The following is a 20,435-nucleotide window of genomic DNA, read 5'->3' as shown; positions in this document are numbered from 1 at the left end:
AGTAACAGTAAAAAATCATTTCATCCAAATCCAAAGATATGTTCAGAGACGGAGCGCGAAAGAGCGCGTGGCAGAATGAAGTAAAATGGTACGGGACCATTTTCAATAGGGAAACTGAGTTCGATGCAGTCATCGTGGGCGGGGGCATTACCGGTATATCAACTGCACACCAACTTCAGCTCAGGGGATTAAAGTGCCTTGTGCTGGAGGCCCATAACATCGGTTTTGGGACCACCGGCGGGACCACGGCACACCTTAACGATTTTTTTGACACGACCTTCAGCTATGCCATCGACAAGTTCGGCGTGGAGAATGCCCGCATGCTTGCCGAGGGGGGCAGGGAGGCATTGCGGAACGTCGAATCCAATATCGTGCAATATGGGATCGATTGCGACTTTCAGCGCAAAACGGCTGAACTTTTTGCCTTGGATGACCGGCAAGCTGAGCAATTGGAGGATATAGTCGAAGGGGCAAGGAGCATCGGCTATGGGATGGAATATACGGAGGCCATCGAATACCCCTTTGAATTTAAAAAGGCTGTCTCGATTCCCGATCAGGGACAGTTCCATCCCATTAAGTACATAAGGGCATTGGCAGATATATTTATCGACAATGGAGGTGCCCTGGCGGAGAACTGCATTTGCAGTTCTTTCACTGAGACTGCCGATGGGGTGGTTCTCCAGACAAGCCTTGGAGAGATCCGCGCAAAAAATGCTGTCTTTGCCACCCATACCCCTCCCGGGATCAGCCTCCTACATTTTACGTGCGCACCATACCGGAGCTATGTGATCGCATTCACGCTGAAGGACGGTGCGTTGCCCGAAACACTTGGATATGATCTCGGTGAGCCATACCATTATTATCGCGTCCATGAGATAGACGGCAAGAAAATGATCATTGCCGGTGGGGAGGATCACAAGACGGGCCACAGTGATGATACTGGTGCCTGTTTTTCTCGCCTTGAGAACCATTGCAGGGAATATTTCCAGATAGATCGGATCGAGTATGCCTGGTCCAGCCAGTATTTCGAGCCCGCTGATGGCCTTCCATCGATCGGAGTTCTCCCCGCCAGCGAAGGGCGCGTCTATGTCGCGACGGGTTTCCGAGGGAACGGTATGACATTCGGCACGCTGTCAGCAAAGATCATTGCCGAGCTGATCACCGATGGGGCAAGTAGGTTCGAGAAACTCTTCGATCCAAAAAGGTTCAAGCCCACTGCTGGGTTCGCAAACCTCATAAAGGAAAATGCTACCGTGGTAAAGGATATGGTCGGGGACAAGATAGGGATGGACCGGGTACGTTCACTGGCCGATATCGGTGCGGGCGAGGCCAGGGTCGTACGCCTCGAAGGACATTCCTATGCTGTATTTGCTGAAAAGAGCGGTAAGCTGCACGTAGTGAAGAGTACCTGCCCACATGCAAATTGTGAAGTCCGCTGGAACAATGCTGAGCTTTCATGGGACTGTCCGTGCCACGGTTCCCGGTTCGATGTAAACGGCGGGCTCCTTAACGGCCCATCGACCTCCGGCCTTGAACCTATTGGGGATGAATAGACCATTGGAGGCATCCATGTGGACATAACTTAAAACAATGCCTGAGAGGTCCCGTCGGTCGAACTTAAGCTCGGTGCAGGTCTGGCCCAAAGCTTGATTGCGGGGGACCTTGGAATTCCCTAAGGATCCTGGGGTCGCTGCGCCCTTTGCCGGAAATGTGGCCTGTACAATTGACCTTTCTCCTGTTTGGTCACCATTACCGGATTATAGCGAGAGTATTAAGCCACAGGGCCCTAGCAGATAAGGGAATACCAGCGAGTATGTTCCTTCCAATAATTTACATGATAAAGTTGAAACGGCAATCTCCACCATGATGGAGACATTTCCCATGGGTAACTTAAACCAAGGGCAGAACGTGGCCGTAGTTTGAAATTCAGAAGGCCTGTGGAATACTGAGACTCCATGCACTTTTCGCTGAATGGGCAAATTGGGGCACAGAAGGTATCTTCGCAAATATTTGACCGATCCTGTATTGTACGCCATAACCCTCATGGGGCGAGTGCACGCCAATATCGGGCAAGCCCCAAATCGGGAAAAGGTAGATTTATGGAAAATCTCCGGAAATTTGGGGTCAAGTGTAGATCTCATTCCTTCCCTTCATCACCTCAAGGGCCGTATCGGGGGACCATACGGAAGATCAGAGCTTCCTCTTGATTGAATTTGAGCGGTACGATTTTTATAATTGGGGCAAAACAGATGAATTTTTCTAATAAGAACTAATTATGGAACTCAGGTGGTTTCCCGCGCACACGGCATGGTGCCTGAATGTCCCTATCCTTTCTGTAAACTTAACTGACCAGCGTACACAAAACGGCCTTGAGCCCACAGTTAGGTACCTCTATGGTTCGGCAGCAACTATGGGAAAGATACCGGTATCAATTGGTGGGTTATAGATTTAGTGAGAAAATGTTTATTATTGTAGGAAGACCGGGGCTCCGGTAGTTTTTTCCGTAGATCTAATTCACATAATTATTCCAATGGCAAATAAATTTTTCGCTTCCATACTTCTTTCTGCCTGGTTTTTGGCTAGTACATCTGTACTTTTTGCGCAGACGGTGCCCGTCATCAAAGAAGGCGAAGCCCAGATCGTAGAAGGGTTCGATACTCCAGATAAATGGATCCGCGAGGACCTTTGGGTGGAAACTGAGTTTGACACCGATGGAGATGGGAAACCTGACAGGATGCACGTCGATGTGACCCGCCCGTTCCAGACAGAAACCGAAAACCTTAGACTCCCTGTCATCTACGAAACCAGTCCATACTATGCCGGAACGGCACAGATGGTCGATGGGATCATGTGGAATGTGGAGCATGAGCTAGGAGAGAAGGCCCCGACGGCAAGGGTTCACCCCGAGGTAAAGAGAACGGGTGAAAGACCTGTCATTTCCAATAGCCTTATTCGTGAATGGGTAAAACGTGGTTTCATCGTTGTGCATTCTTCATCGCCTGGAACTGGATTATCTGATGGTTCGCCGACCATAGGCGGCCCGAATGAAGCCCTCGCCCCGAAAGCCGTTATCGAATGGCTGTCTGGAAAGGAAAACGGCTATACCAGCCGCGATGGAAACGAGAAGGTGAAGGCCTATTGGTCAACCGGAAAGGTAGGTATGACCGGAACTTCCTTTAACGGTACGCTACCTTTGGCCGCAGCAACAACAGGTGTGGAAGGCCTAAAAGCCATTATTCCCATTGCACCTAATACTTCTTATTACCATTATTATCGTTCCAATGGACTGGTTCGCAGTCCCGGAGGCTATTTGGGTGAAGATATCGATGTATTATACGATTTTGTACATAGTGGTGATGAAGCTAAGCGAGCTTATGGCAATAAAGTAATCCGAGATACAGAAATGGCAAACGGGCTGGACCGTGAATCTGGTGACTATAATGATTTCTGGAAAGGACGCGATTATCTGAACCAAATGTCAGGAATGAAAGCAGCCCTATTGATGTCCCATGGATTCAACGACTGGAATGTAATGCCTGAGCATAGCTATAGGATCTATAAAGCAGCTAAGGAATTGGGCATTCCGACCCAGATCTATTACCATCAAGAAGGCCACGGCGGTCCTCCACCCATGAAAATCATGAACCGTTGGTTTACCCGCTATTTATATGGTGATCAAAATGGAGTTGAAAAAGACCCTAGGGCTTGGATCGTACGTGAAAATGACAGACAGTTCAACCCTACCGCCTATGCCGATTATCCAAACCCGGCAGCATCCAATGTGAAACTTTATCTAGATGCAGGTGCTCCTAAACATGGTAGCTTGTCGACCATCCAGAAATCGGGAAGAGTAAAAGAGACTTTGGTTGATGATGTGTCCCTTACCGGTGATTCATTGGCACAATTAGAAACATCCAAGCATAGATTGCTTTATCTGAGTCCAAAACTGACCAAAGACCTGCATATTTCCGGTTTGACCCGGATCAATGTCCGCTTAGCAAGCAGTAAACCGGCAGCGAACCTATCGGTTTGGTTAGTTGCTCTGCCTTGGGAAAAGGGAAAGGGAGTGAAGATCACGGATAACATCATTACCCGTGGTTGGGCTGACCCGCAAAACTATGAGTCATTGTCCAAAAGCAGTCCGCTGAAACCAGGCAAGTTCTATGATCTGGCTTTCGACCTGCAGCCCGATGACCAGATCATTCCTGCAGGACAAAAGATCGGGCTGATGATATTCTCCTCTGATCAAGAGTTTACCCTATGGCCAGAGGCCGGAACAGAACTCACTCTTGATCTAAACGGAACCAGTTTGACCCTGCCTGTGGTAGGCGGAGTCCAGGCATTTGAAGATGCGGTAAATTAAATCAATAGCCAAAAATATCGCTCAAGATCTTCTTCTGTAAGGTCGATAGTATTGGTTGAATGGATAGCTTTACACTGCTCTTGCCATCAGAATTATTGGTCTTCTGAAATTGGATCCCAGCCATGGAAAGATATTTCTGATAATCCAGATCGTCCAAATTCTGAATATAATTGAAGATCCCATCAAGATTCTGACCTGCGTTGCTCTCGCAGGTCATTTTTATTTCAGATTCCGTTGCCCCTCTATCTTTTTCCTTATAGAAGTTTTAGTAGAGTGCCCTCATCATTATTGAGCGACCTCTCGTTCTTACTGGCATTGCGGATAGCAATGTCAAGGAACATTCCGATTTTCGGACCCTTTTCATAAAAGGAGATAGTTTCTCCGCGCTGTCCAAAAGGGTCGTCCTCCCAGGTGTTCCAGCTCGACTGGGCAAGGGTCTGTTTTTTTTCCTTCCAGCATTGTTCTCATATCCCTGGATGGTGTTCTTCCAGTCTTCAAGGACCTGGGCAGGTCCAATGAGACCGGCGCCCTTTAGGACTATGTTCTCATAATTGAGCGTAAGTCCTTCGCTAAGCCATAGCCCGTTGGTCCTGTTGGGCCGGCTGTAGTCAAAAGGGCCGAGTCCAATCGGACGGATCCATTTCACGTTAAAGTTCTTCTGAGAAGTACTTTTAATCTTTTCTACTTGAGGAATAACTGGATTTATATTTTATTTCAAATCACTTCTATAAACTATATAATTCATGCACGGGTAAAAATATTTATTTTGTCCAGTTTTTTTAATAAATAACTGGACTTTAATTTTTCTTGAATAAAATTAAAATGTTTTGAAAGTAACTGATATAGTGTTAAATAAACTTGACAGACTTCCTGTTGGTTATGTTTTTACCTATAATGATTTTGATGTGCCCGTGAGCAATAAGGAAGCCGTTATCAAAGCATTGAATAGACTTGTGTCTAAAGGAAAGATTAATAAGATATCAAAAGGGAAATTTTATAAACCTGAGAAGTCTGTTTTTGGAGAATTACTCCCGGCACAGACGCAGGTAGTAAAGGATCTGTTAGAGGAAAACGGAAAGATCGTAGGCTATTTAACCGGGCTCAGTGTTTTTAATACCTTTGGGTTAACCACGCAGGTCAGTAATACCATCCAGATAGGAAAAAATAACGTTAGACCAAGCTTTAAAAGGGAACGTTATTCCATTGGTTTTATAAAACAGCTGAACTTAATCAACAGGGAGAACATACCTTCTTAAACAATTTTGAAGAATCGGCTAATGATTTTCAAAACAAGCACCAACATTGGTTTGATGAAAATTCTAAAGATGGTGAAGGAGACAATGTGCATAAGCACTATCTCTTGCAATGGACTAATTATAGTGTTGGATTCGGATTTTTAAAATCATCCAATATGCCAGATGAAATGCAAAAAGAATTGCATGAAATTTTTACCAAAATGACCAGTAAGGAAAATAAATGATAAACATTGCCACTCTAACCAGTGGCTTTTTCATTGAAAAAAAAATCCCAATCTAAACATAAGATCGGGATATTGAGATGAAATTTTATGGAAAAACTAATTAGCAGCCCGTTAAAATATCCCCTGACACATGGTGTCAGGGGATATTTTAAATATATATCGATAGGTGAATCTCCTTTCAAATTTAATAAGGGTAGGATTTCAGGTCAAGTGTTTTAAGAATTTTTAACAGTTTCATAAAAGAGAATCAACCTGTCATAGCTTGGGCATTTCTCAATTTCCTTTTTCCAGTTGTCACAGTCCCTGAACTGTTTTGCCAGGAACCTCTCGACATTGCACACTACCATGTGCGGAGCTATCCTGATGTTGTCCTCATATTGCCTGTTTAGCAATTCTCTCCTTAATTCATCTAATGTCATCCGGCAAAAATAAAAAATCCCCTCAAAATTGTCGAATGAGTGGATTTTTTATGGTAACTGGATATAAAAGATACTAAACCTATAATATCAACAGATGCTACCCTCCGTTTATCCAATTATGATGAAATAACAATCGAGTTTCAAAATGCTCTTAAGAATTCCCCGAGACCATGACGAAACGGGGAATCCCAATTTAGTAAACCACTATATTAATTGTTCTTATACATCGAACATACGAGATTGATAATAGTTTGAAAAAAATCCCCAGTAACTACGAAAATACTGGTAAATATCAATACAAAAACCTGGGTATTGCGGGCACCCTACTTCATAGGAACAAACCAATAGGAGAATTGGATAAAAAAACCGCCTACCATAATAAGATAGACGGCCTGGGGTTTTTAATATAAATATTACTTGTTTGCAATGTCCAAATAACCGATAAGATAATTTTGTTTGGGATACTATTCCACTTTTTTAATAATCCAATTGGAATCCTTGGATTGTACGAACTTGTTTTAGAAATCTATGTCAAGTTTATGGTAATTATTATTTAGATATTAAATTTTGGGAGGAATCAAATATTTTTTATTTTAGATGCTGGTTTAGATAATAAGAACTAATTTGCATTGTGCAAGAGGAATGAGTACCAAAATAAAATTTTCTAAGGAAAACACGTCCTTTTCTAGGACGCTTAAAAATAAAATCAACGAATATTTCATTAAGAATAAGTTAAAGAAGTCAGGCAATAGAAAATTGACGATTAAAGCGATTCTGCTCCTTTCCAGTTTAGTAGTGATATATATAACTTTGATATTTATCCAGCCACATTGGTTGATAGGGATCATTCTGTGCATGTTATTGGGTGTAAATCTGGCCGCAATCGGATTTAACATCATGCATGATGCCGGCCATAATACCTTTTCAGAAAACAGGCATATTAATTCCGTACTGTCATACACCCTGAACCTTTTGGGAGGCAATATTTACCTTTGGAAGCTGAAGCACAACATTGCACATCATACCTATACCAATATAGATGGCGAGGACCATGATATCGAGATCAAATTCATGCGCATCCATCACGACCAGCCCATAAGGAAGCACCATCGGTTTCAGCATCTCTATTTTATTCTGCTCTATTCGATTTCTTATCTTGCTTGGATCTTTTATCAGGATTATGAAAAGTTTTTTAGGCAAAGATTAAGCCTCCATTCTTCGAAAATTTCGATCCCGAGGAAGGAAAAGGTAATTTTCTGGATCAGCAAGTTACTCCACATAGTTGTTTTTATTATTGTACCGATCATCTTTGTGGGTTTTATACCTACTCTCATAGGGTTATTGGTTGCAAGTATGGTATGTGGGATATGTTTGGCTACGGTCTTCCAACTTGCCCATGTAGTGTCAATTACCGATTTCAAGACCATTGAAAACCACAGGGTGGAGGACGAATGGATGGTGCACCAGCTCCAATCGACTTCGAACTTTGCAACAGACAGTACATTCCTGACATGGTTGTTGGGCGGGCTTAATTTCCAGGTAGAGCATCACCTTTTCCCGAAAATAAGCCATATCCATTATCCTGAACTGAACAGGATCGTCAAAGCGACATGCAAGGAGTATGGGATCATATACAATGAATACCCAACTTTTTGGGCGGCATTTAACTCGCATTTTAAGGTTATTAGATCAATGCGAAAATAAAATTAGGATTATAATTAATTTTTGTTACCTTTGATTATAATCAGGCTCTGCCTACGCTTTCTGAAACCGATCAGTTAATCTATCTTTTTTAGTTTCGCATTTTCAGCTGCTAATTTGTTACCATCTAAACGATGCAGAAACTATTTGAGATTGGACTCCTTCAACCTCTTTTACAAAACATCCTTTCCTTGTCGACAGAATGATTATTGAAACTTTAGGTTTCAAAAGGAACGGCCATAGGCCCCAACAGATTTTTTAATTAATTTTTATTACAATGCAAGAAGGAAAAGTAAAATTCTTCAACAACACCAAGGGTTTTGGGTTTATTACACCAAATGATGGCGGACAGGACCTTTTCGTACACAGTACGGGCTTAAGGGAAAACATTAGAGAAAATGACGATGTTATTTTTGATGTTGAAAGCGGACAGAAAGGAATGAACGCCATAAATGTTCGTGTAGCTTAAAAATACTCCATTTGTTAATAATTGTTTGGCTTTAACTTATGTTAAGGCCATTTTTTTTAAAAACAAAGCTATCAAGCTGTATGTGTTAATCAAGAGTGAAAAAGTTATTCAAAAATATTTCAGGATCTGCTCTCGGAAACATCCCCAATGCAATATTTTCCTTCATACAACAACCTTTTTGCAGTTTAAGCACGTTTTGGATTTGTATTTTGTTATATATGATAAATTATTTATAGGTAGTTTTGGCTTATATATGAAAAAGAAAGAACGACAACAAAATAAAAAGGATATATCAATAAAAACCCAATTTAAGGAGCCAAATAAAAAATTCCTAAAACACCTTCAGGCACAGGCAAATAAAATGTCAGAGCTCCTAGGTGAAAAACAGGGAGAACAGTTTATGAAGGACTCTTTAAAAGAATGGCCGCGACTTTTAGAAAGAGAATTGAAAATTCTTAAAAAGTCGAAAGATTAGAAAACCAAATATTCAATTATAGATTTATTCGATCAAGAATATTTTGATTATGGTTAATAAATCCAAAAGTTGCGATACAAAAAAACTGCGTTGATCTGCAGATTCCCCTTTCAAAATACTCCCTTTTCTGTCTTAGGGGATCATTCAAAATACATGAATATAGTTAAGTGTTGAAGGGGAAAGTATTGGTTCATCATCGTGAATGAGACGATGTAAACTTTAGTTATGTAATCATTAAATCATCCGCCAGTATAAACATCTGGATACAAACCCAAATTATGGACTTCCTCACCAATTTTTATTAGCCACTGTTTGCCATCCACGGTGTACATGGTCCACATTTCGCCCTCGATTTCCTTTATATTTGAGTCGGGGAAATAGAAGGGTTCGCCTTCCATTGTAACAGGGAAAGTAATTTTTTTCCTGTTGGTCTCTATTCCCCCGCGCAATAAACTTTTCGCAGTTGAGAGTATTGTATCTATTGGAATCTTTTTCATGTATGATAAACAATTAATTAAGGTATTTGTGTCGAAATAAATTAATTTAAAATAAATCGAAACAATTTTATCTTATATTGTTCTATATAATAAAGGAAATGAATGAATATTCAAAATTAGATGTAAGGGCTTTTGTAAGTAGATATGCTGTTTGGATAGCAAGGGCAAGGTCTAAAGAAGAAGCTATCGAATACGCTGAAAAGGTACTAAAGGATAATCCAATAATCCTAAACCTCGTTTTAGGGGATATCCAGGAAGTGGTAGATAAGAAATAGGGTTTATTTAGTTGATGCGCTTGATGCGTTTACTAAAAATATTAGTAATTTTGTTCCGTGTCAGCACCAGCATGGATAAACAGGAACAAGCAAACTCCCAGTGACGTTGTCTCTCTCATTAAGACAGCGAGGGTAAACGGTTGCTGGATATTCCATGAGAGGCGCCAGAGATTCTATACTCCGGACGAATTTGAAGAGAATTGGGAAAAGGTAGTTCACTCAGACGGCAAGGTCAATAACTTCAAGGAATTCAAGATCGTTAACCCTATGTATGCAGTACGCTTGTGTGCAAGATGGGTAGATATAGCCAATCAAAGGCAGCAGGAGATCCTAAAGAAGCTGGAAGGGTATAATGGGGAGTTTAAGAGAAAAGCCTAACCAATCAAGATAGATCGAATTCTATGATGTATTTATTGGAGTCCCAGTTTATTACGATTGTAAATATCATTCTTAATTCTCTCAGTAACTTTTTCGATTTGACGGTCAATAACCATATTTATGGCTTCTTTTACAACGTACATCTTATGGATATACAGGTCTGATTTAAAGAATCCACTTATGGTATATACATCAGTGCCAATTGGCCATCCCTCATTAATGTGGACGCTGGCATCTGCAAAGGAGTGGTTAATATGATAAGTATCAAATAATGTCTTCAATACTGGTTCAAGTTTATCATAGATATAATCATTCCTGGTCTTGTCCTATAGGTTTTACGTTAATGTAAACATTTTGGCCACCTAAAGTTAGGAAAGGAAAATGAGAAAGCCTAACGGTGGGTTAGGCTATAGAACATCCTTTTGGGTCGGAGAAGGTGGCGTGTAAGAAACTGTTACTGTTTCTAGATATCTACTTGTTTCATGAGATGCCTTTATTGAAAAATCATTTAGAGACCAAAAGTATAATTTTTCATTATCCCTAATTGTAGGGTCACCATATTTCTGCTGTATATTTTTATAAGTTTTTACCCAAACCGCTGTTTGATTTTCTTTGGTCCTTTCCTTTACGACAGGAGTGAATATGTACTTGATTTCAACAAGTTTGTTTTTTGCAAAAATATATTCCATTTCACAATTCAGATCAGTTATATCAAGTGAGTAAGTTAAATCTCCATTGTATTCTCTGACTAATTTTGATGTTTCTATTTTTTTTACTTCTTCTGCTTTCATTCCCCATGAAGTATTACGTAACTGAGAAAATGAGGAAAGAGAAAATAGAAGTAATAATGTTGACAATGCAATTTTCATAATTTCTATAGTTTGGTTATATCAAATATAGTAAAAAAGCCTAACGGTTGGTTAGGCTTGAATGAGTTAATTGATATCGACTTTATACATAAAAATCAAGGAATCTTCTTCTTGAATTTCAGGATAAACCGTAGTTTCACGGGTATTCTTTTCTAAAAAAAATCCGTCATACCTAGGAAAGATTGTTGTACTTTAGAGGAATCAACCATTTATATAATTCCGCTGGGAAAACCCATCGGAATAAAACAGGAAGGACAGGATGCTAAGCAGAAGGAATTCTCTCATGGCCGGTAAATAAAGGTTTCTGGACCTAAATTTAAGGAATATTGAAATCATTTCCATTAACGGTCCGACAATTTGCGGTCCGTTGCCAGGAATTTCGACAGCGCCGCCTCTCAGGCATGTGCACAGGGATATAGGCCTGGTAACGGGGTCATTTCCCGGAGATGACCAAGTGCCTTGTGGTGGGATCGGAAATCAGCCTGTCCATTTCCGAGTATGTGATGTCCTGGATGTCGCGTTTGATCTGCTGATAGTTCTTGGAGACTATCCCTTCGTTGGGCCTGGTGAGCTCCTGGGGACCCAGGTAACTGGATTCTTCCCTGGCGATCTCACGGTGGTTGTTTATTATCTTGCCATGGAAGGCCTTGAGGGACACCGGCATCTTGGGCTCGTCCGCCACCATTCCCACAAATTCCCCGGAGGAAAGGCTCGAGATCGCCGATGGCGGGATTGCCGAATCTAGCTGACTGGACAGACCGATGGACGTGTCGCTTGAATTTATCGATAGGCTCTGCCTGTCCTGCATGATCTTACCAAACCTTTCGGAAAGCTGTTTTGCAGTCTCCCCTGAGACCTGTCCGCTGATCACGTTTCCCACTATGTTCAATATGACGTCGGCCAGGTCCCTGCCATAGTCCTTTCGGAGCTGGGAAATGTCCTGCACGCAAAGACTGGTGGCCACTTTGTTGCTTCTGGCCGTAGCGATCAGGCTATCTATATTGTTCAGGTAGATGGTCGGGAACTCATCGAAGATAAGGCTGCACTTGAGCATCCCCTTTCTGTTGACCTGCTTGATCAAACGGTTTACGAAAAGCGATATCACGGCCCCATAGATCTGGACCTTCTGGGGATTGTTGCCCATGCAGACTATCTTTGGCGATTCGGGGTTGTTGATGTCAAGGCTGAAATCGTTCCCCGAAAGAACGTAGTAGAGCTGGGGCGAGGACAGTCGGGCCAGGGCGATCTTTGCCGAGGCGACCTGGCCTTCGAGCTGTTCCATGACATTGTTTAGGTAGGCATTGACAAAGGGGTTTATCAGTACCTGGATCTCCTCTTGGCTCCGGAGCAGGGAGAACAGCCTGTCATAGTCCTGCTGCATGAGCTCAATTACGTGCGGAAGGGTGCAGAACTCTCCGTTACGGTAGCACCTGAGGTACCAGATCACGGCGGTCAAGAGGTTGATAGCCGATTCCACGAAGAAATCACCCTGCCGCTTTACCCATTCCCTGTTCAGGCCCAACAGAATGGTCCTGGCAGATTCCGCTGCATCGGTGATGTCGCTCATTGCCGAGGGTTCCAGGGGATTGCACCTGTGGGTCCTGGAGAGGTTGTCAAAGTCAATACGGAAGAAGCTCATTTTCTTTCCTCCCCTTAACCAGTGATGGTATGCTATTTTGGAGAGATCATCGTACTTAAAGTCGTACACCAGCATGGAAAAACCTTTTTTAATGTGCTGGGAGATGATATGGCGGATTACGTAATATGATTTGCCCGATCCGGGGTTTCCCAGGACCAGGGTCGCCCTGAATGGATTGATTATGTTGATCCAGCCCGTTCTCCTTCGGTCACCTAAACGGTACTGGTAGGGAAGGTTGATGGAATATTCGTTTTCCAGCAGGTCCTCCTGTTGGGGAAAGGTCTGGTTCCGCAGGTTGAATATGTCCTGGTCTGACAGACCGGTCCAGAGTATCCGGGCAATGGTGGTCATCCCCTTGATAACGGCCAGGATGCCCGCCGTGCTCAATACATAGTATACCGACAGTACCGCAGGGGTGGCACCTAGCAGGCGGAAAATGAGGCCGCTGGAGAAAAAAAGGCAGATTCCCGAGAACAGCCAGGCAAATGCTCCGGTAAGATGGAACCGGGTGCCCTTCTTTCCCCTGGTTCCCACCATGGAAACGAGCAGGAACAATAGGCAAAAGAACTTGCAGCGGTTAAAGGTGTCCAGGAGCCCCGTGCCCGCAATGGAGTTCAGGATCCTATCGGTCAAGGGCCAGCTCATACCTATCCTGCTGAACCAGTGATAACCCACATGGTAGAAGTGCAGAACGAGCAAGGACACGGCAATCAGCCTGCCCATGTCCGATATTTTTTTCAGTGCCTGGATATTTTCGGTATTGTTCATTTCGATTGGGATTTGGGTATCATAGTTTAAGTGACCAGTGCGTGGGAATTTTGTGTTTTTTTACCGAGGTGTCTTCCTCCCGCTGGCCCTTCTGGAGGGCGCTGATGTCAAGGCCCAGCCTGCTCTCGTGGAGCGCGCACCGCATCAGGTGGTCGACCACCACGATCTCGCAGGGGCCCTTGGGCTTACCGGCTGACTCGACAAGTTCGATCCCCTGTCTCCGGAGCCGATCTGCAAGAGAGTTTTCCCTATTTCCGGAATTCTCCAGTTCCCGCTGCAGGATGGTGCGTATACGTGAGCGGGAGGTAACTACGTTTTGGGAGGCCTTCTGGCTGTTTGGGGTGTGGGAACGGAGTCCGGGCGATAGGTGCGAGCCGGGGATCCCTTTGCTTATGGCCCTTTGGCATTTGTCGGTCATGTAGTAGATCAGGCCTTTATTCGCATCGCCCGGACAGTCCCTGGGGCTCAGCGCACGTATATTGAAAGGCCTTAGCAGGGCGTTCCATTCCTGTAAATCTGAAAAGCTGTATGTTTCCTGGAGATAGAGCAATATGTCACGGAGACCCTTTTTGAGGGGCTGACCGGCCTGGAGGAGCTCTTTCCTGGGCAAGGGACGTTCCTGCTGGTCACGTGCATTTCCCATTGCGCTGACCAGTCCGAAATCATCTTCCAGCCGTTTTGCAGCGGGGAAGGAAAGCCGCTGCCCCAGCCTGTGCGTATAGATTTGGCTCCCATCGCTGCGTATGTTCGTTGATACGATGTGCAAATGGGGGTGGAAGGTGTCCGTATGCCTATATACCAAAAAGGGCTGATGTCCAAACCCAATAAGGTCCATATAGCGTTCGGCAATCTCGCTGAACTGGGCATTGGAGAGCCTTCCGTCAAGAGGGTGGAACCCTAGGATGGCGTGCAGGCAGGGAAGCTTGATGTTCGCATTGAGCGTACACCGGTTGACCATGTACCATTTCTTCTGCCTGGAGCTAAGGTCCACTGAGGAAAGTGGCATGTTGGCTGCCAGTAGGCACTCTGCTTTCCCAGAGGATACCTTGTTCTCGTGGTAGGCGATTATCCTGGATACGTCCGCCAGGTCGTGGGTCAGGGCAACCATAACGAGAGGAGTTTTTTTACCAATGAGGTCTGCTTTCGCATCTCCAGGTCGATCCGATCCGTGATTTCCAATAGATATGCCCTCTCCGGACTTTCCGTTAGCGCATGGGCCAGCTGGGCCCTGGCACTCTCCAGGCATCTCCTGGACCGCGAGATCTCCTCGAGGATGTCGTCCTGTGAACGGTTCCGGAACGTGGTGACGATGTTTCGGGAATAGAGCCTCTTTCTGAGGTAAAGTGCCATGTTCGGGCAGGTGCTGTTCTCTTTCCGTTTCTGCAGTTCGTCATACTCCTCCTGCGTGAAATTGATTGTGATAGCCTTGGTGCGCAACTGATCGCTTGTCATATCGAGTGGTCTATGGGGTTATCTGGATATTCTGCGGGCCTGGGCAGGTGCCGCCAACCTCCCCGGATTCATGGCCCAGTCATTAAGGTCCTTGTGGTTCTTGTACAGGATGCTCTGGTCCCTGTACCTATCGTCCACGGACAGGGCGTACATGGTCAGCTCGGACCCTGCCCTGTCACGGTCCAGGTATAGGGAGATCTGCTGGTGTGTTTCCATTTTTTCCCTTGCCCTTTCGAAGAAGGATACGGAGTTGAGGACCATGAAGTCCACCCTTGATTCGTCTATTTCCGGATGTAGGGTCCTGAATGTCAGGAAATCCATGAAACCCTCAAAGACCAGGATCTCGCTGCTGCCCGTCCCATGGCTTGAGATGTCCTTGGGTGAGCTGCCCAATTTATAGTCGGGGCTACGGATCTCAAAGCCTCCTCCATCATTGGGAAACCCTATTCCCAGGTACCTGTTCCCCGATATTTCATAATTTATCTCCCGACAGTACCTGTCGGCCATATGTACGGAAACCCTGCGTTCCTGGATGTACCGGAGCAGCGAGTCGGACCTCAGGGACCTCTGCTCGACTATTTTGATCCCGCTCTCGGGCCGGGCCGGCCGTTGGCGCAAGGCCCTTGTTGAGGTCATCGTGACCGGTGATCCGTTCCTGAACCCTGCTAGGAATTCGGAAAGGCTGCAGTTTTTGTAGAGGATGGCAAAATCTATCAGGTTCCCTCCCCGGCCCATACCATGGTCGTACCATCTGTTGATCCTGCGGTTCACCTTAAAGGAGGGGACGGTCTCGTCCCGAAGCGGGGAGAGGTACCAAAAATCATTGTTCCGGATCTTAGAGGGTTCATGGCCAAGGTTAGCCAGGTAGCTCACCAGGTCCATGTCCCGGATTTCCTGTAGGGAAACATTCCTTCTGTTGTCTTCCATGTCCAAGTTGTTTTTAGTGTTGGCAAAATAATCCTTCGGTCCAAAGGTAATCGGTCGGGGTCCAGAAAACCCCTCCTGAAAAAAATCGTAGGTAGGTCAGAACATTAATGTTGCGTCCAGTGGTATCCAGGGGGCTGAAATGCGGAAAACGGTATGTAACGCCCCTCCCAGGGTACAACCTCGGTACAGCCAATAGTTGTACTTGTGCCAAAAAATCCTTCCATCTTATTTTGTGGAACAATTGGGCTGCTGTCCGCATAGAAGGGACGGCCCCGTGTTATAAACCATTTAAAGGAGAAAAAATGTTAGAAAAGCTGACGTGGTCGCAGGTCCTGCTCCCACTTATGATCGCCCTGGCCATATATTATGGATGGGCCCTATCGAGCCTTTACGGGAAGAGATTCCTGGGCCGGTCCAAAAGGGGTAATGGATTTTCAAGCCTTCAAAGGGAGAGCAGGGACATCCTGCATATCGGTTCGCGCGAAAGCTCCGAGGATGGCCCGGGTAGCGATCACGAGCTCTCCGAGGAATTCCTTGAGCAGCTGCGCCTTTACCTTGTGCCATATCGCAACTCGGAAGGCGGGCCGGAAATCCAATGGGATTCCCTGCGTGACCTGTTGGAAAAGTTCAATCCCACCAAGGACTGGGCGCGCCATGGAAGCCTGATTGAGGCGCTCCTCGTTGAGCTGGCAAACTTCGGTGTCCAGGTCCCCGAATCGACAGTAAGGGAGAGGATAGGTCAATTGTAGAATAAGTTGAGAGTTGGCCTGTGCTCCCGGAACCTGCATGGTGAAAACACCTTCTTTATATCGTATCACAGGTGTCACGGGACCACAAGCCATCCTTTCAATAACATAAAAAATTATTTGTTTCATGAAAAAAGCTATAGAAATGGTCCATAGCGCGACCATAGGGTTGAACCTGCGTGCAGGTGCAGTGATGTTGGCTGTCTATTCCCTGGTCCCTGGAATCTGCCTTGGCCAGGATGGAAATGCCGGAATCGAAGCGGCAAATTCCCAGATAAGGAGTTATTTTGGTGCCGGTACCCAGCTCATGTACGGTGTCGGTGCACTCTTGGGGCTCATCGGAGCGGTCAAGGTATTCCAGAAATGGAACAATGGAGATCCCGATACGGGAAAGGTAGCCGCTGCCTGGTTCGGGAGCTGTGTTTTCCTTGTGGTGGTAACAACCGTAATCGAATCGTTTTTTGGAATCAGTTGACCATGGGAAATTCAATATACAGGATCCATAGGGATATCAACAGGCCAATCGAGTTCCATGGGCTCCAGTCCCAGTACATCGGCTTGCTTGCCCTGGGATTCGTTCTTTTGCTGGGGCTGTTCCTGGTACTGTACTATTCGGGGGCACCCAGGATAATGAGCCTTTCTGGTCTTGTCCTCTTTTGCGCCACTTGGACCGCCCAGGTCCAAAAATGGAGCAAGCGATATGGACGTCATGGTCTTCTAAAGTCGTATGCGCGGAGAAAACTGCCAAGCTCAGTCCGTTTGAGGGACAGAAGGACCTTTATCTGCATCAAGCCTTTGGAGGGAAAGAAATGGACATAGACTTCAACTTGGCCTTCCCCCTTCTGGACATTGAGCACGACTGCATCCTTAGCAAGATGGGCGACGTCACCCTTGTCTTTCGCGCCAAAATGCCGGAGATATTCAGTTTATCGGACGCAGAGTTCGAAACGTTCCACCAGAGCTGGATAAGTGCCATCAAGGCCCTCCCCAAGGGCAGCATCCTACATAAACAGGACTGGTTCGAGAAAAAACGCTACCGAGCGGGCCTTAAGGACCTGGAAGCAGGTTTCCTGGAAAGGGCAAGCGAGCTCTACTTTAACGAAAGGAGCTACCTTGACCATCAATGCTATATCATGTTGACCAAACCGCCCGCACACAGGAAGGGGGCGAGCAGCCTTTTCTCTAGCCTGGTACGGGGAAACCTGGTGCCGCAGGAAACCATTGAAGCGGAAGCCCTGAAGGGATTTCTTGGGGCCTGCGGACAGTTCCAGAGGATCTTGGAGGATTCCGGCCTGGTCCGGCTTACTAGGGTGCCCGAAGGTGAGCTAAAGAGCTCCGGCGTCCGAACGGGCCTGATCGAACGTTACTTTGGCCTGGGAGACGGACAGGGCCCTCCTGTGCTCAGGGATATCGATTTTTCCAATGGGATCAAGGTCGGGGACCGCCACTGCCAGCTGTTTACACTGAGCGATGCCCAGGATCTCCCCCCGCTGAGCGGGAGCAGGCTTGACTACGAGAGGTACTCCACGGAAAGGACGCGCTTCAGTGTGGGGTTCAGCTCTCCCTTGGGACTGCTTCTCAACTGCGACCACGTCTATAGCCAGTACATAATGGTGTCCGATAAGCAGGAGGCTATCAAGCGGTTGGAGCGCAAGCGCCTGAGACTTCAGTCCCTATCGGCATACAGCCGAGCGAACAGGGTTGCCAGGGATTCCACAGAAGATTTCCTGCATGAGGCCCTCACGCAGCAACGCCTGCCCGTAAGGGCACATTTCAACGTCCTGGCCTGGACGTGTGACCATAAGGAGCTCCCTTCACTCGTGAACATGGTTACCTCGGCCATGTCCAAGATGGGCGCACTTTGCAAGCACGAAAGCGTAGGTGCACCACAGATCTTCTGGGCCGGTGTCCCCGGTAATGCAGCCGACCTTCCGGTAAACGAGACCTTTGAGACCTTTGCAGAACAGGCGAGCTGCTTTCTCAACCTGGAGACCGGCAGCGAAACTTCAATTAGCCCAACCGGGATCCGGCTCGGAGAACGCCTTTCGGGGAGGCCTCTCCATGTGGATATCTCCGATGAGCCGATCCTAAAAGGGATATGCACCAACCGCAATAAATTTATCCTTGGACCTACGGGGAGCGGAAAATCCTTCTTTACCAACCACATGCTACGCAGTTACCACCAACAGGGCAGCCATGTTGTACTGGTGGATGTCGGGCACAGTTACCGTGGATTGTGCCAGTTGGTCGGAGGAAGATATTTTACCTATAGCGATGAGCATCCGGTGAGTTTCAACCCTTTCTTCATCAGTGAGGGAGATAACCTGGATACCGAGAAAAAGGAAAGCATCAAGACCCTTCTCCTTGCCCTTTGGAAAAGGGATGACGAGGCCTTCAGGCGTTCGGAATACGTCGCACTCTCCAATGCCATCGCAGGTTACTTCGGATACCTGGCGGCGGGGACTGAGATATGGCCATGTTTTGACAGTTTCTATGAGTATCTACGGGACCTGTACGTACCCACGCTGCGGGAAGAGGGGGTCAGGCAGAGCGACTTTGACATCGAAAACTTCCTGTATGTGCTCAGGCCATTCTATAAAGGGGGCGAATTTGATTACCTGCTCAATTCCCGTGAGGAGCTCAACCTTCTCGAGGAGAGGTTCATAGTCTTTGAGCTGGACAGCATCAAGGAGCATCCCATCCTTTTTCCAGTGGTAACCATCATCATCATGGAGGTCTTCATAGGCAAGATGAGAAAACTGGAAGGGGTCCGAAAGGTCATCCTGATCGAGGAAGCCTGGAAGGCGTTGATGAAGGAAGGTTTCGCCCAGTACATTAAATACCTATTCAAGACGGTGCGCAAATTCTTCGGTGAGGCAATCGTGGTAACCCAGGATATCGAGGATATCATATCCTCACACATTGTCAAACAGGCCATAGTCAATAACAGCGACTGCAAAATCCTGTTGGACCAGCGGAAGTTCCTGAACAGGTTTGACCAGGTCCAGCAGCTGCTAGGCCTGACCGACAAGGAAAAGGCGATGGTGCTCTCGGTTAACCGGGACAACGATCCCGCCCAGAAATATAAGGAAGTTTTCATTTCACTGGGAGGTGTCCATTCCAGGGTATACCGTACCCAGGTGTCCCTGGAGGAATACCTATGCTATACAACAGAGGAATCGGAACGGGTGAAACTATCGGAATATACCCGCCGACAGCAGGGGGACCTTTCCCGGGCAATTGCCGATATGGCAAGGGACATCCGTAGCGGATTAATTAAAATATGAGGACGATGAAAAGATATACCAGAAAATGGATAGCCCTTACGGTGGTGATCCTTGCGGTAGGCGGCTTTCTGCGCGCAAACGCCCAGATCGGACTGGCCGAGGTCATCAGGGCAGGTATAAAACGGGTGGTACGAGCAGTGGACCTAAAGGTACAGAGGTTACAGAACCGTACCATCTGGCTACAGAACGCGCAGAAGGTACTTGAGAATTCCCTGAGCAGGCTAAGGCTACAGGAAATTTCCGAATGGACCCAGAGACATACCGAGCAATACCAAGACCATTACCAACAGTTTAGCAAGGTCAGGTCCGCCATTGCCAATTTCCAGCAGGTCCGCCAGATGATTCGGCTCCAATTAGGACTGGTCAAGGAATACCAAAGGGTCTGGGAGCTTTTGAAAGGGGATCCGGTGTTCAGCTCAGAAGAGATCGGTCATATGGAGAAGGTCTATGCTGGGATCCTGGACAGGAGTATCTCCAACCTAGATCAGATCCGAACGGTAATGATGTCCTTTCACCTGGCCATGACCGATAGGCAGCGAATGGAACTCATCAACAATGTAGGTAGCGACATTTACAGGAACTATATGGACCTGGTGGGTTTCAACCGACAGAATCTAATCCTTAGGGCCCAGAGGGCCGGAGAAAGGGGGCGGATCGAGAATATCAAAAAACTGTATAATTTACAATAGC

The 20,435-nt window shown here is 46.1% G+C and carries 23 protein-coding genes; 13 read left to right on the top strand and 10 right to left on the bottom strand.

The annotated features are described in order from the left end of the window. Nucleotides 1-38: 38 nt before the first annotated feature. Together ACK2WI_RS17665 and ACK2WI_RS17660 are read left to right on the top strand one after the other, a co-directional pair. Entirely contained in the window at nucleotides 39-1,553 is a 1,515-nt protein-coding gene (locus tag ACK2WI_RS17665) for an FAD-dependent oxidoreductase (protein ID WP_409151790.1), read from the top strand. Between the two features lie 977 nt (nucleotides 1,554-2,530). Beyond that, the gene (locus ACK2WI_RS17660; protein ID WP_409151789.1) at nucleotides 2,531-4,363 is read left to right on the top strand and encodes a Xaa-Pro dipeptidyl-peptidase; all 1,833 of its coding nucleotides are present in this window, start codon (nucleotides 2,531-2,533) and stop codon (nucleotides 4,361-4,363) included. Nucleotide 4,364: 1 nt separating this feature from the next. Here ACK2WI_RS17660 and ACK2WI_RS17655 read toward each other — a convergent pair whose 3' ends face one another. Together ACK2WI_RS17655 and ACK2WI_RS17650 are read right to left on the bottom strand one after the other, a co-directional pair. Further along, nucleotides 4,365-4,580 (bottom strand): hypothetical protein, encoded by a 216-nt coding sequence (locus ACK2WI_RS17655; protein ID WP_409151788.1) that lies wholly within the window; start codon nucleotides 4,578-4,580, stop codon nucleotides 4,365-4,367. Nucleotides 4,581-4,628: 48 nt separating this feature from the next. After that, complete coding sequence (locus ACK2WI_RS17650) at nucleotides 4,629-5,009, bottom strand: hypothetical protein (protein WP_409151787.1); 381 nt, start codon at nucleotides 5,007-5,009, stop codon at nucleotides 4,629-4,631. 181 nt (nucleotides 5,010-5,190) lie between these two features. On the opposite strand from ACK2WI_RS17650, the gene ACK2WI_RS17645 reads away from it, so the two are divergent. Further along, nucleotides 5,191-5,619, top strand: a complete 429-nt coding sequence (locus tag ACK2WI_RS17645; protein WP_409151786.1) for a DUF6088 family protein — start codon at nucleotides 5,191-5,193, stop codon at nucleotides 5,617-5,619. A 439-nt stretch (nucleotides 5,620-6,058) separates the two neighbouring features. Here ACK2WI_RS17645 and ACK2WI_RS17640 read toward each other — a convergent pair whose 3' ends face one another. Beyond that, nucleotides 6,059-6,262: a DUF6965 family protein gene (locus ACK2WI_RS17640; RefSeq protein ID WP_409151785.1), complete on the bottom strand. Its 204-nt coding sequence runs from the start codon at nucleotides 6,260-6,262 to the stop codon at nucleotides 6,059-6,061. A 642-nt stretch (nucleotides 6,263-6,904) separates the two neighbouring features. Here ACK2WI_RS17640 and ACK2WI_RS17635 point away from each other — a divergent pair. The 3 genes from ACK2WI_RS17635 to ACK2WI_RS17625 all read left to right on the top strand — a co-directional run bounded on the left by ACK2WI_RS17635 (nucleotide 6,905) and on the right by ACK2WI_RS17625 (nucleotide 8,907). Then, complete coding sequence (locus tag ACK2WI_RS17635; RefSeq protein WP_409151784.1) at nucleotides 6,905-7,966, top strand: fatty acid desaturase family protein; 1,062 nt, start codon at nucleotides 6,905-6,907, stop codon at nucleotides 7,964-7,966. 274 nt (nucleotides 7,967-8,240) lie between these two features. After that, entirely contained in the window at nucleotides 8,241-8,432 is a 192-nt protein-coding gene (locus tag ACK2WI_RS17630; RefSeq protein WP_409151783.1) for a cold-shock protein, read from the top strand. Nucleotides 8,433-8,685: 253 nt separating this feature from the next. Then, on the top strand, nucleotides 8,686-8,907 hold the full coding sequence (locus tag ACK2WI_RS17625; RefSeq protein ID WP_093099393.1) for a hypothetical protein: 222 nt from the start codon (nucleotides 8,686-8,688) through the stop codon (nucleotides 8,905-8,907). Nucleotides 8,908-9,146: 239 nt separating this feature from the next. On the opposite strand, the gene ACK2WI_RS17620 is transcribed toward ACK2WI_RS17625, so the two are convergent. Further along, entirely contained in the window at nucleotides 9,147-9,404 is a 258-nt protein-coding gene (locus tag ACK2WI_RS17620; RefSeq protein WP_185213126.1) for a hypothetical protein, read from the bottom strand. 98 nt (nucleotides 9,405-9,502) lie between these two features. Here ACK2WI_RS17620 and ACK2WI_RS17615 point away from each other — a divergent pair, with 98 nt between their 5' ends. After that, nucleotides 9,503-9,679 (top strand): hypothetical protein, encoded by a 177-nt coding sequence (locus tag ACK2WI_RS17615; RefSeq protein ID WP_409151782.1) that lies wholly within the window; start codon nucleotides 9,503-9,505, stop codon nucleotides 9,677-9,679. A 57-nt stretch (nucleotides 9,680-9,736) separates the two neighbouring features. Then, nucleotides 9,737-10,057 (top strand): hypothetical protein, encoded by a 321-nt coding sequence (locus tag ACK2WI_RS17610; RefSeq protein ID WP_093099389.1) that lies wholly within the window; start codon nucleotides 9,737-9,739, stop codon nucleotides 10,055-10,057. A gap of 32 nt (nucleotides 10,058-10,089) precedes the next feature. On the opposite strand, the gene ACK2WI_RS17605 is transcribed toward ACK2WI_RS17610, so the two are convergent. The 6 genes from ACK2WI_RS17605 to ACK2WI_RS17580 form a co-directional block, all read right to left on the bottom strand. Continuing rightward, nucleotides 10,090-10,338: a hypothetical protein gene (locus ACK2WI_RS17605; protein ID WP_409151781.1), complete on the bottom strand. Its 249-nt coding sequence runs from the start codon at nucleotides 10,336-10,338 to the stop codon at nucleotides 10,090-10,092. A 126-nt stretch (nucleotides 10,339-10,464) separates the two neighbouring features. Then, nucleotides 10,465-10,848 (bottom strand): hypothetical protein, encoded by a 384-nt coding sequence (locus tag ACK2WI_RS17600; RefSeq protein ID WP_409151780.1) that lies wholly within the window; start codon nucleotides 10,846-10,848, stop codon nucleotides 10,465-10,467. A 511-nt stretch (nucleotides 10,849-11,359) separates the two neighbouring features. Further along, nucleotides 11,360-13,333, bottom strand: a complete 1,974-nt coding sequence (gene mobC / locus ACK2WI_RS17595) for a conjugal transfer protein MobC (protein ID WP_409151779.1) — start codon at nucleotides 13,331-13,333, stop codon at nucleotides 11,360-11,362. A 19-nt stretch (nucleotides 13,334-13,352) separates the two neighbouring features. Next, nucleotides 13,353-14,441 (bottom strand): relaxase/mobilization nuclease domain-containing protein, encoded by a 1,089-nt coding sequence (locus ACK2WI_RS17590; RefSeq protein ID WP_409151778.1) that lies wholly within the window; start codon nucleotides 14,439-14,441, stop codon nucleotides 13,353-13,355. Further along, nucleotides 14,429-14,785, bottom strand: coding sequence for a hypothetical protein (locus tag ACK2WI_RS17585; protein WP_409151777.1), 357 nt, complete (start codon nucleotides 14,783-14,785; stop codon nucleotides 14,429-14,431). The genes ACK2WI_RS17590 and ACK2WI_RS17585 overlap by 13 nt, the downstream gene beginning before the upstream one ends. An 18-nt stretch (nucleotides 14,786-14,803) precedes the next feature. Beyond that, a complete protein-coding gene (locus ACK2WI_RS17580) occupies nucleotides 14,804-15,712 on the bottom strand; it encodes a toprim domain-containing protein (RefSeq protein ID WP_409151776.1) in 909 nt (302 codons plus the stop codon). Between the two features lie 302 nt (nucleotides 15,713-16,014). Between ACK2WI_RS17580 and ACK2WI_RS17575 the strand changes: the two genes are divergently transcribed. The 5 genes from ACK2WI_RS17575 to ACK2WI_RS17555 all read left to right on the top strand — a co-directional run bounded on the left by ACK2WI_RS17575 (nucleotide 16,015) and on the right by ACK2WI_RS17555 (nucleotide 20,434). Continuing rightward, nucleotides 16,015-16,461, top strand: coding sequence for a hypothetical protein (locus tag ACK2WI_RS17575; protein ID WP_139185491.1), 447 nt, complete (start codon nucleotides 16,015-16,017; stop codon nucleotides 16,459-16,461). A 190-nt stretch (nucleotides 16,462-16,651) separates the two neighbouring features. Further along, a complete protein-coding gene (locus ACK2WI_RS17570) occupies nucleotides 16,652-16,933 on the top strand; it encodes a DUF4134 domain-containing protein (RefSeq protein WP_236736539.1) in 282 nt (93 codons plus the stop codon). Beyond that, the gene (locus ACK2WI_RS17565; protein WP_409151775.1) at nucleotides 16,822-17,277 is read left to right on the top strand and encodes a DUF4133 domain-containing protein; all 456 of its coding nucleotides are present in this window, start codon (nucleotides 16,822-16,824) and stop codon (nucleotides 17,275-17,277) included. Before ACK2WI_RS17570 ends, ACK2WI_RS17565 begins: the two co-directional genes overlap by 112 nt. Then, nucleotides 17,268-19,745 carry a TraG family conjugative transposon ATPase gene (locus ACK2WI_RS17560; RefSeq protein ID WP_409151774.1) on the top strand — a complete coding sequence of 826 codons (2,478 nt, stop codon included), beginning with the start codon at nucleotides 17,268-17,270 and terminating at the stop codon, nucleotides 19,743-19,745. Before ACK2WI_RS17565 ends, ACK2WI_RS17560 begins: the two co-directional genes overlap by 10 nt. Nucleotides 19,746-19,750: 5 nt before the next feature. Further along, nucleotides 19,751-20,434 carry a conjugal transfer protein TraI gene (locus ACK2WI_RS17555; RefSeq protein WP_409151773.1) on the top strand — a complete coding sequence of 228 codons (684 nt, stop codon included), beginning with the start codon at nucleotides 19,751-19,753 and terminating at the stop codon, nucleotides 20,432-20,434. The last annotated feature ends 1 nt before the right edge of the window (nucleotide 20,435 follow it).

The organism is Sphingobacterium sp. BS-2 (assembly GCF_046161205.1).
Taxonomy (GTDB): Bacteria; Bacteroidota; Bacteroidia; order Sphingobacteriales; family Sphingobacteriaceae; genus Sphingobacterium; species Sphingobacterium mizutaii.
Note: the sequence above shows the minus strand (reverse complement) of the source record. Positions and strands in the feature narration are given on the sequence as shown.

Excerpts from the sequence above, each read along its gene's own strand:
- ACK2WI_RS17665 (WP_409151790.1), top strand. The coding sequence starts at position 39 with ATGTTCAGAGACGGAGCGCGAAAGAGCGCGTGGCAGAATGAAGTAAAA.
- ACK2WI_RS17660 (WP_409151789.1), top strand. The coding sequence starts at position 2,531 with ATGGCAAATAAATTTTTCGCTTCCATACTTCTTTCTGCCTGGTTTTTG.
- ACK2WI_RS17655 (WP_409151788.1), bottom strand. The coding sequence starts at position 4,580 with ATGACCTGCGAGAGCAACGCAGGTCAGAATCTTGATGGGATCTTCAAT.
- ACK2WI_RS17640 (WP_409151785.1), bottom strand. The coding sequence starts at position 6,262 with ATGACATTAGATGAATTAAGGAGAGAATTGCTAAACAGGCAATATGAG.
- ACK2WI_RS17635 (WP_409151784.1), top strand. The coding sequence starts at position 6,905 with ATGAGTACCAAAATAAAATTTTCTAAGGAAAACACGTCCTTTTCTAGG.
- ACK2WI_RS17630 (WP_409151783.1), top strand. The coding sequence starts at position 8,241 with ATGCAAGAAGGAAAAGTAAAATTCTTCAACAACACCAAGGGTTTTGGG.
- ACK2WI_RS17625 (WP_093099393.1), top strand. The coding sequence starts at position 8,686 with ATGAAAAAGAAAGAACGACAACAAAATAAAAAGGATATATCAATAAAA.
- ACK2WI_RS17620 (WP_185213126.1), bottom strand. The coding sequence starts at position 9,404 with ATGAAAAAGATTCCAATAGATACAATACTCTCAACTGCGAAAAGTTTA.
- ACK2WI_RS17615 (WP_409151782.1), top strand. The coding sequence starts at position 9,503 with ATGAATGAATATTCAAAATTAGATGTAAGGGCTTTTGTAAGTAGATAT.
- ACK2WI_RS17600 (WP_409151780.1), bottom strand. The coding sequence starts at position 10,848 with ATGAAAGCAGAAGAAGTAAAAAAAATAGAAACATCAAAATTAGTCAGA.
- mobC (WP_409151779.1), bottom strand. The coding sequence starts at position 13,333 with ATGAACAATACCGAAAATATCCAGGCACTGAAAAAAATATCGGACATG.
- ACK2WI_RS17590 (WP_409151778.1), bottom strand. The coding sequence starts at position 14,441 with ATGGTTGCCCTGACCCACGACCTGGCGGACGTATCCAGGATAATCGCC.
- ACK2WI_RS17585 (WP_409151777.1), bottom strand. The coding sequence starts at position 14,785 with ATGACAAGCGATCAGTTGCGCACCAAGGCTATCACAATCAATTTCACG.
- ACK2WI_RS17580 (WP_409151776.1), bottom strand. The coding sequence starts at position 15,712 with ATGGAAGACAACAGAAGGAATGTTTCCCTACAGGAAATCCGGGACATG.
- ACK2WI_RS17575 (WP_139185491.1), top strand. The coding sequence starts at position 16,015 with ATGTTAGAAAAGCTGACGTGGTCGCAGGTCCTGCTCCCACTTATGATC.
- ACK2WI_RS17570 (WP_236736539.1), top strand. The coding sequence starts at position 16,652 with ATGTTGGCTGTCTATTCCCTGGTCCCTGGAATCTGCCTTGGCCAGGAT.
- ACK2WI_RS17565 (WP_409151775.1), top strand. The coding sequence starts at position 16,822 with ATGGAACAATGGAGATCCCGATACGGGAAAGGTAGCCGCTGCCTGGTT.
- ACK2WI_RS17560 (WP_409151774.1), top strand. The coding sequence starts at position 17,268 with ATGGACATAGACTTCAACTTGGCCTTCCCCCTTCTGGACATTGAGCAC.
- ACK2WI_RS17555 (WP_409151773.1), top strand. The coding sequence starts at position 19,751 with ATGAAAAGATATACCAGAAAATGGATAGCCCTTACGGTGGTGATCCTT.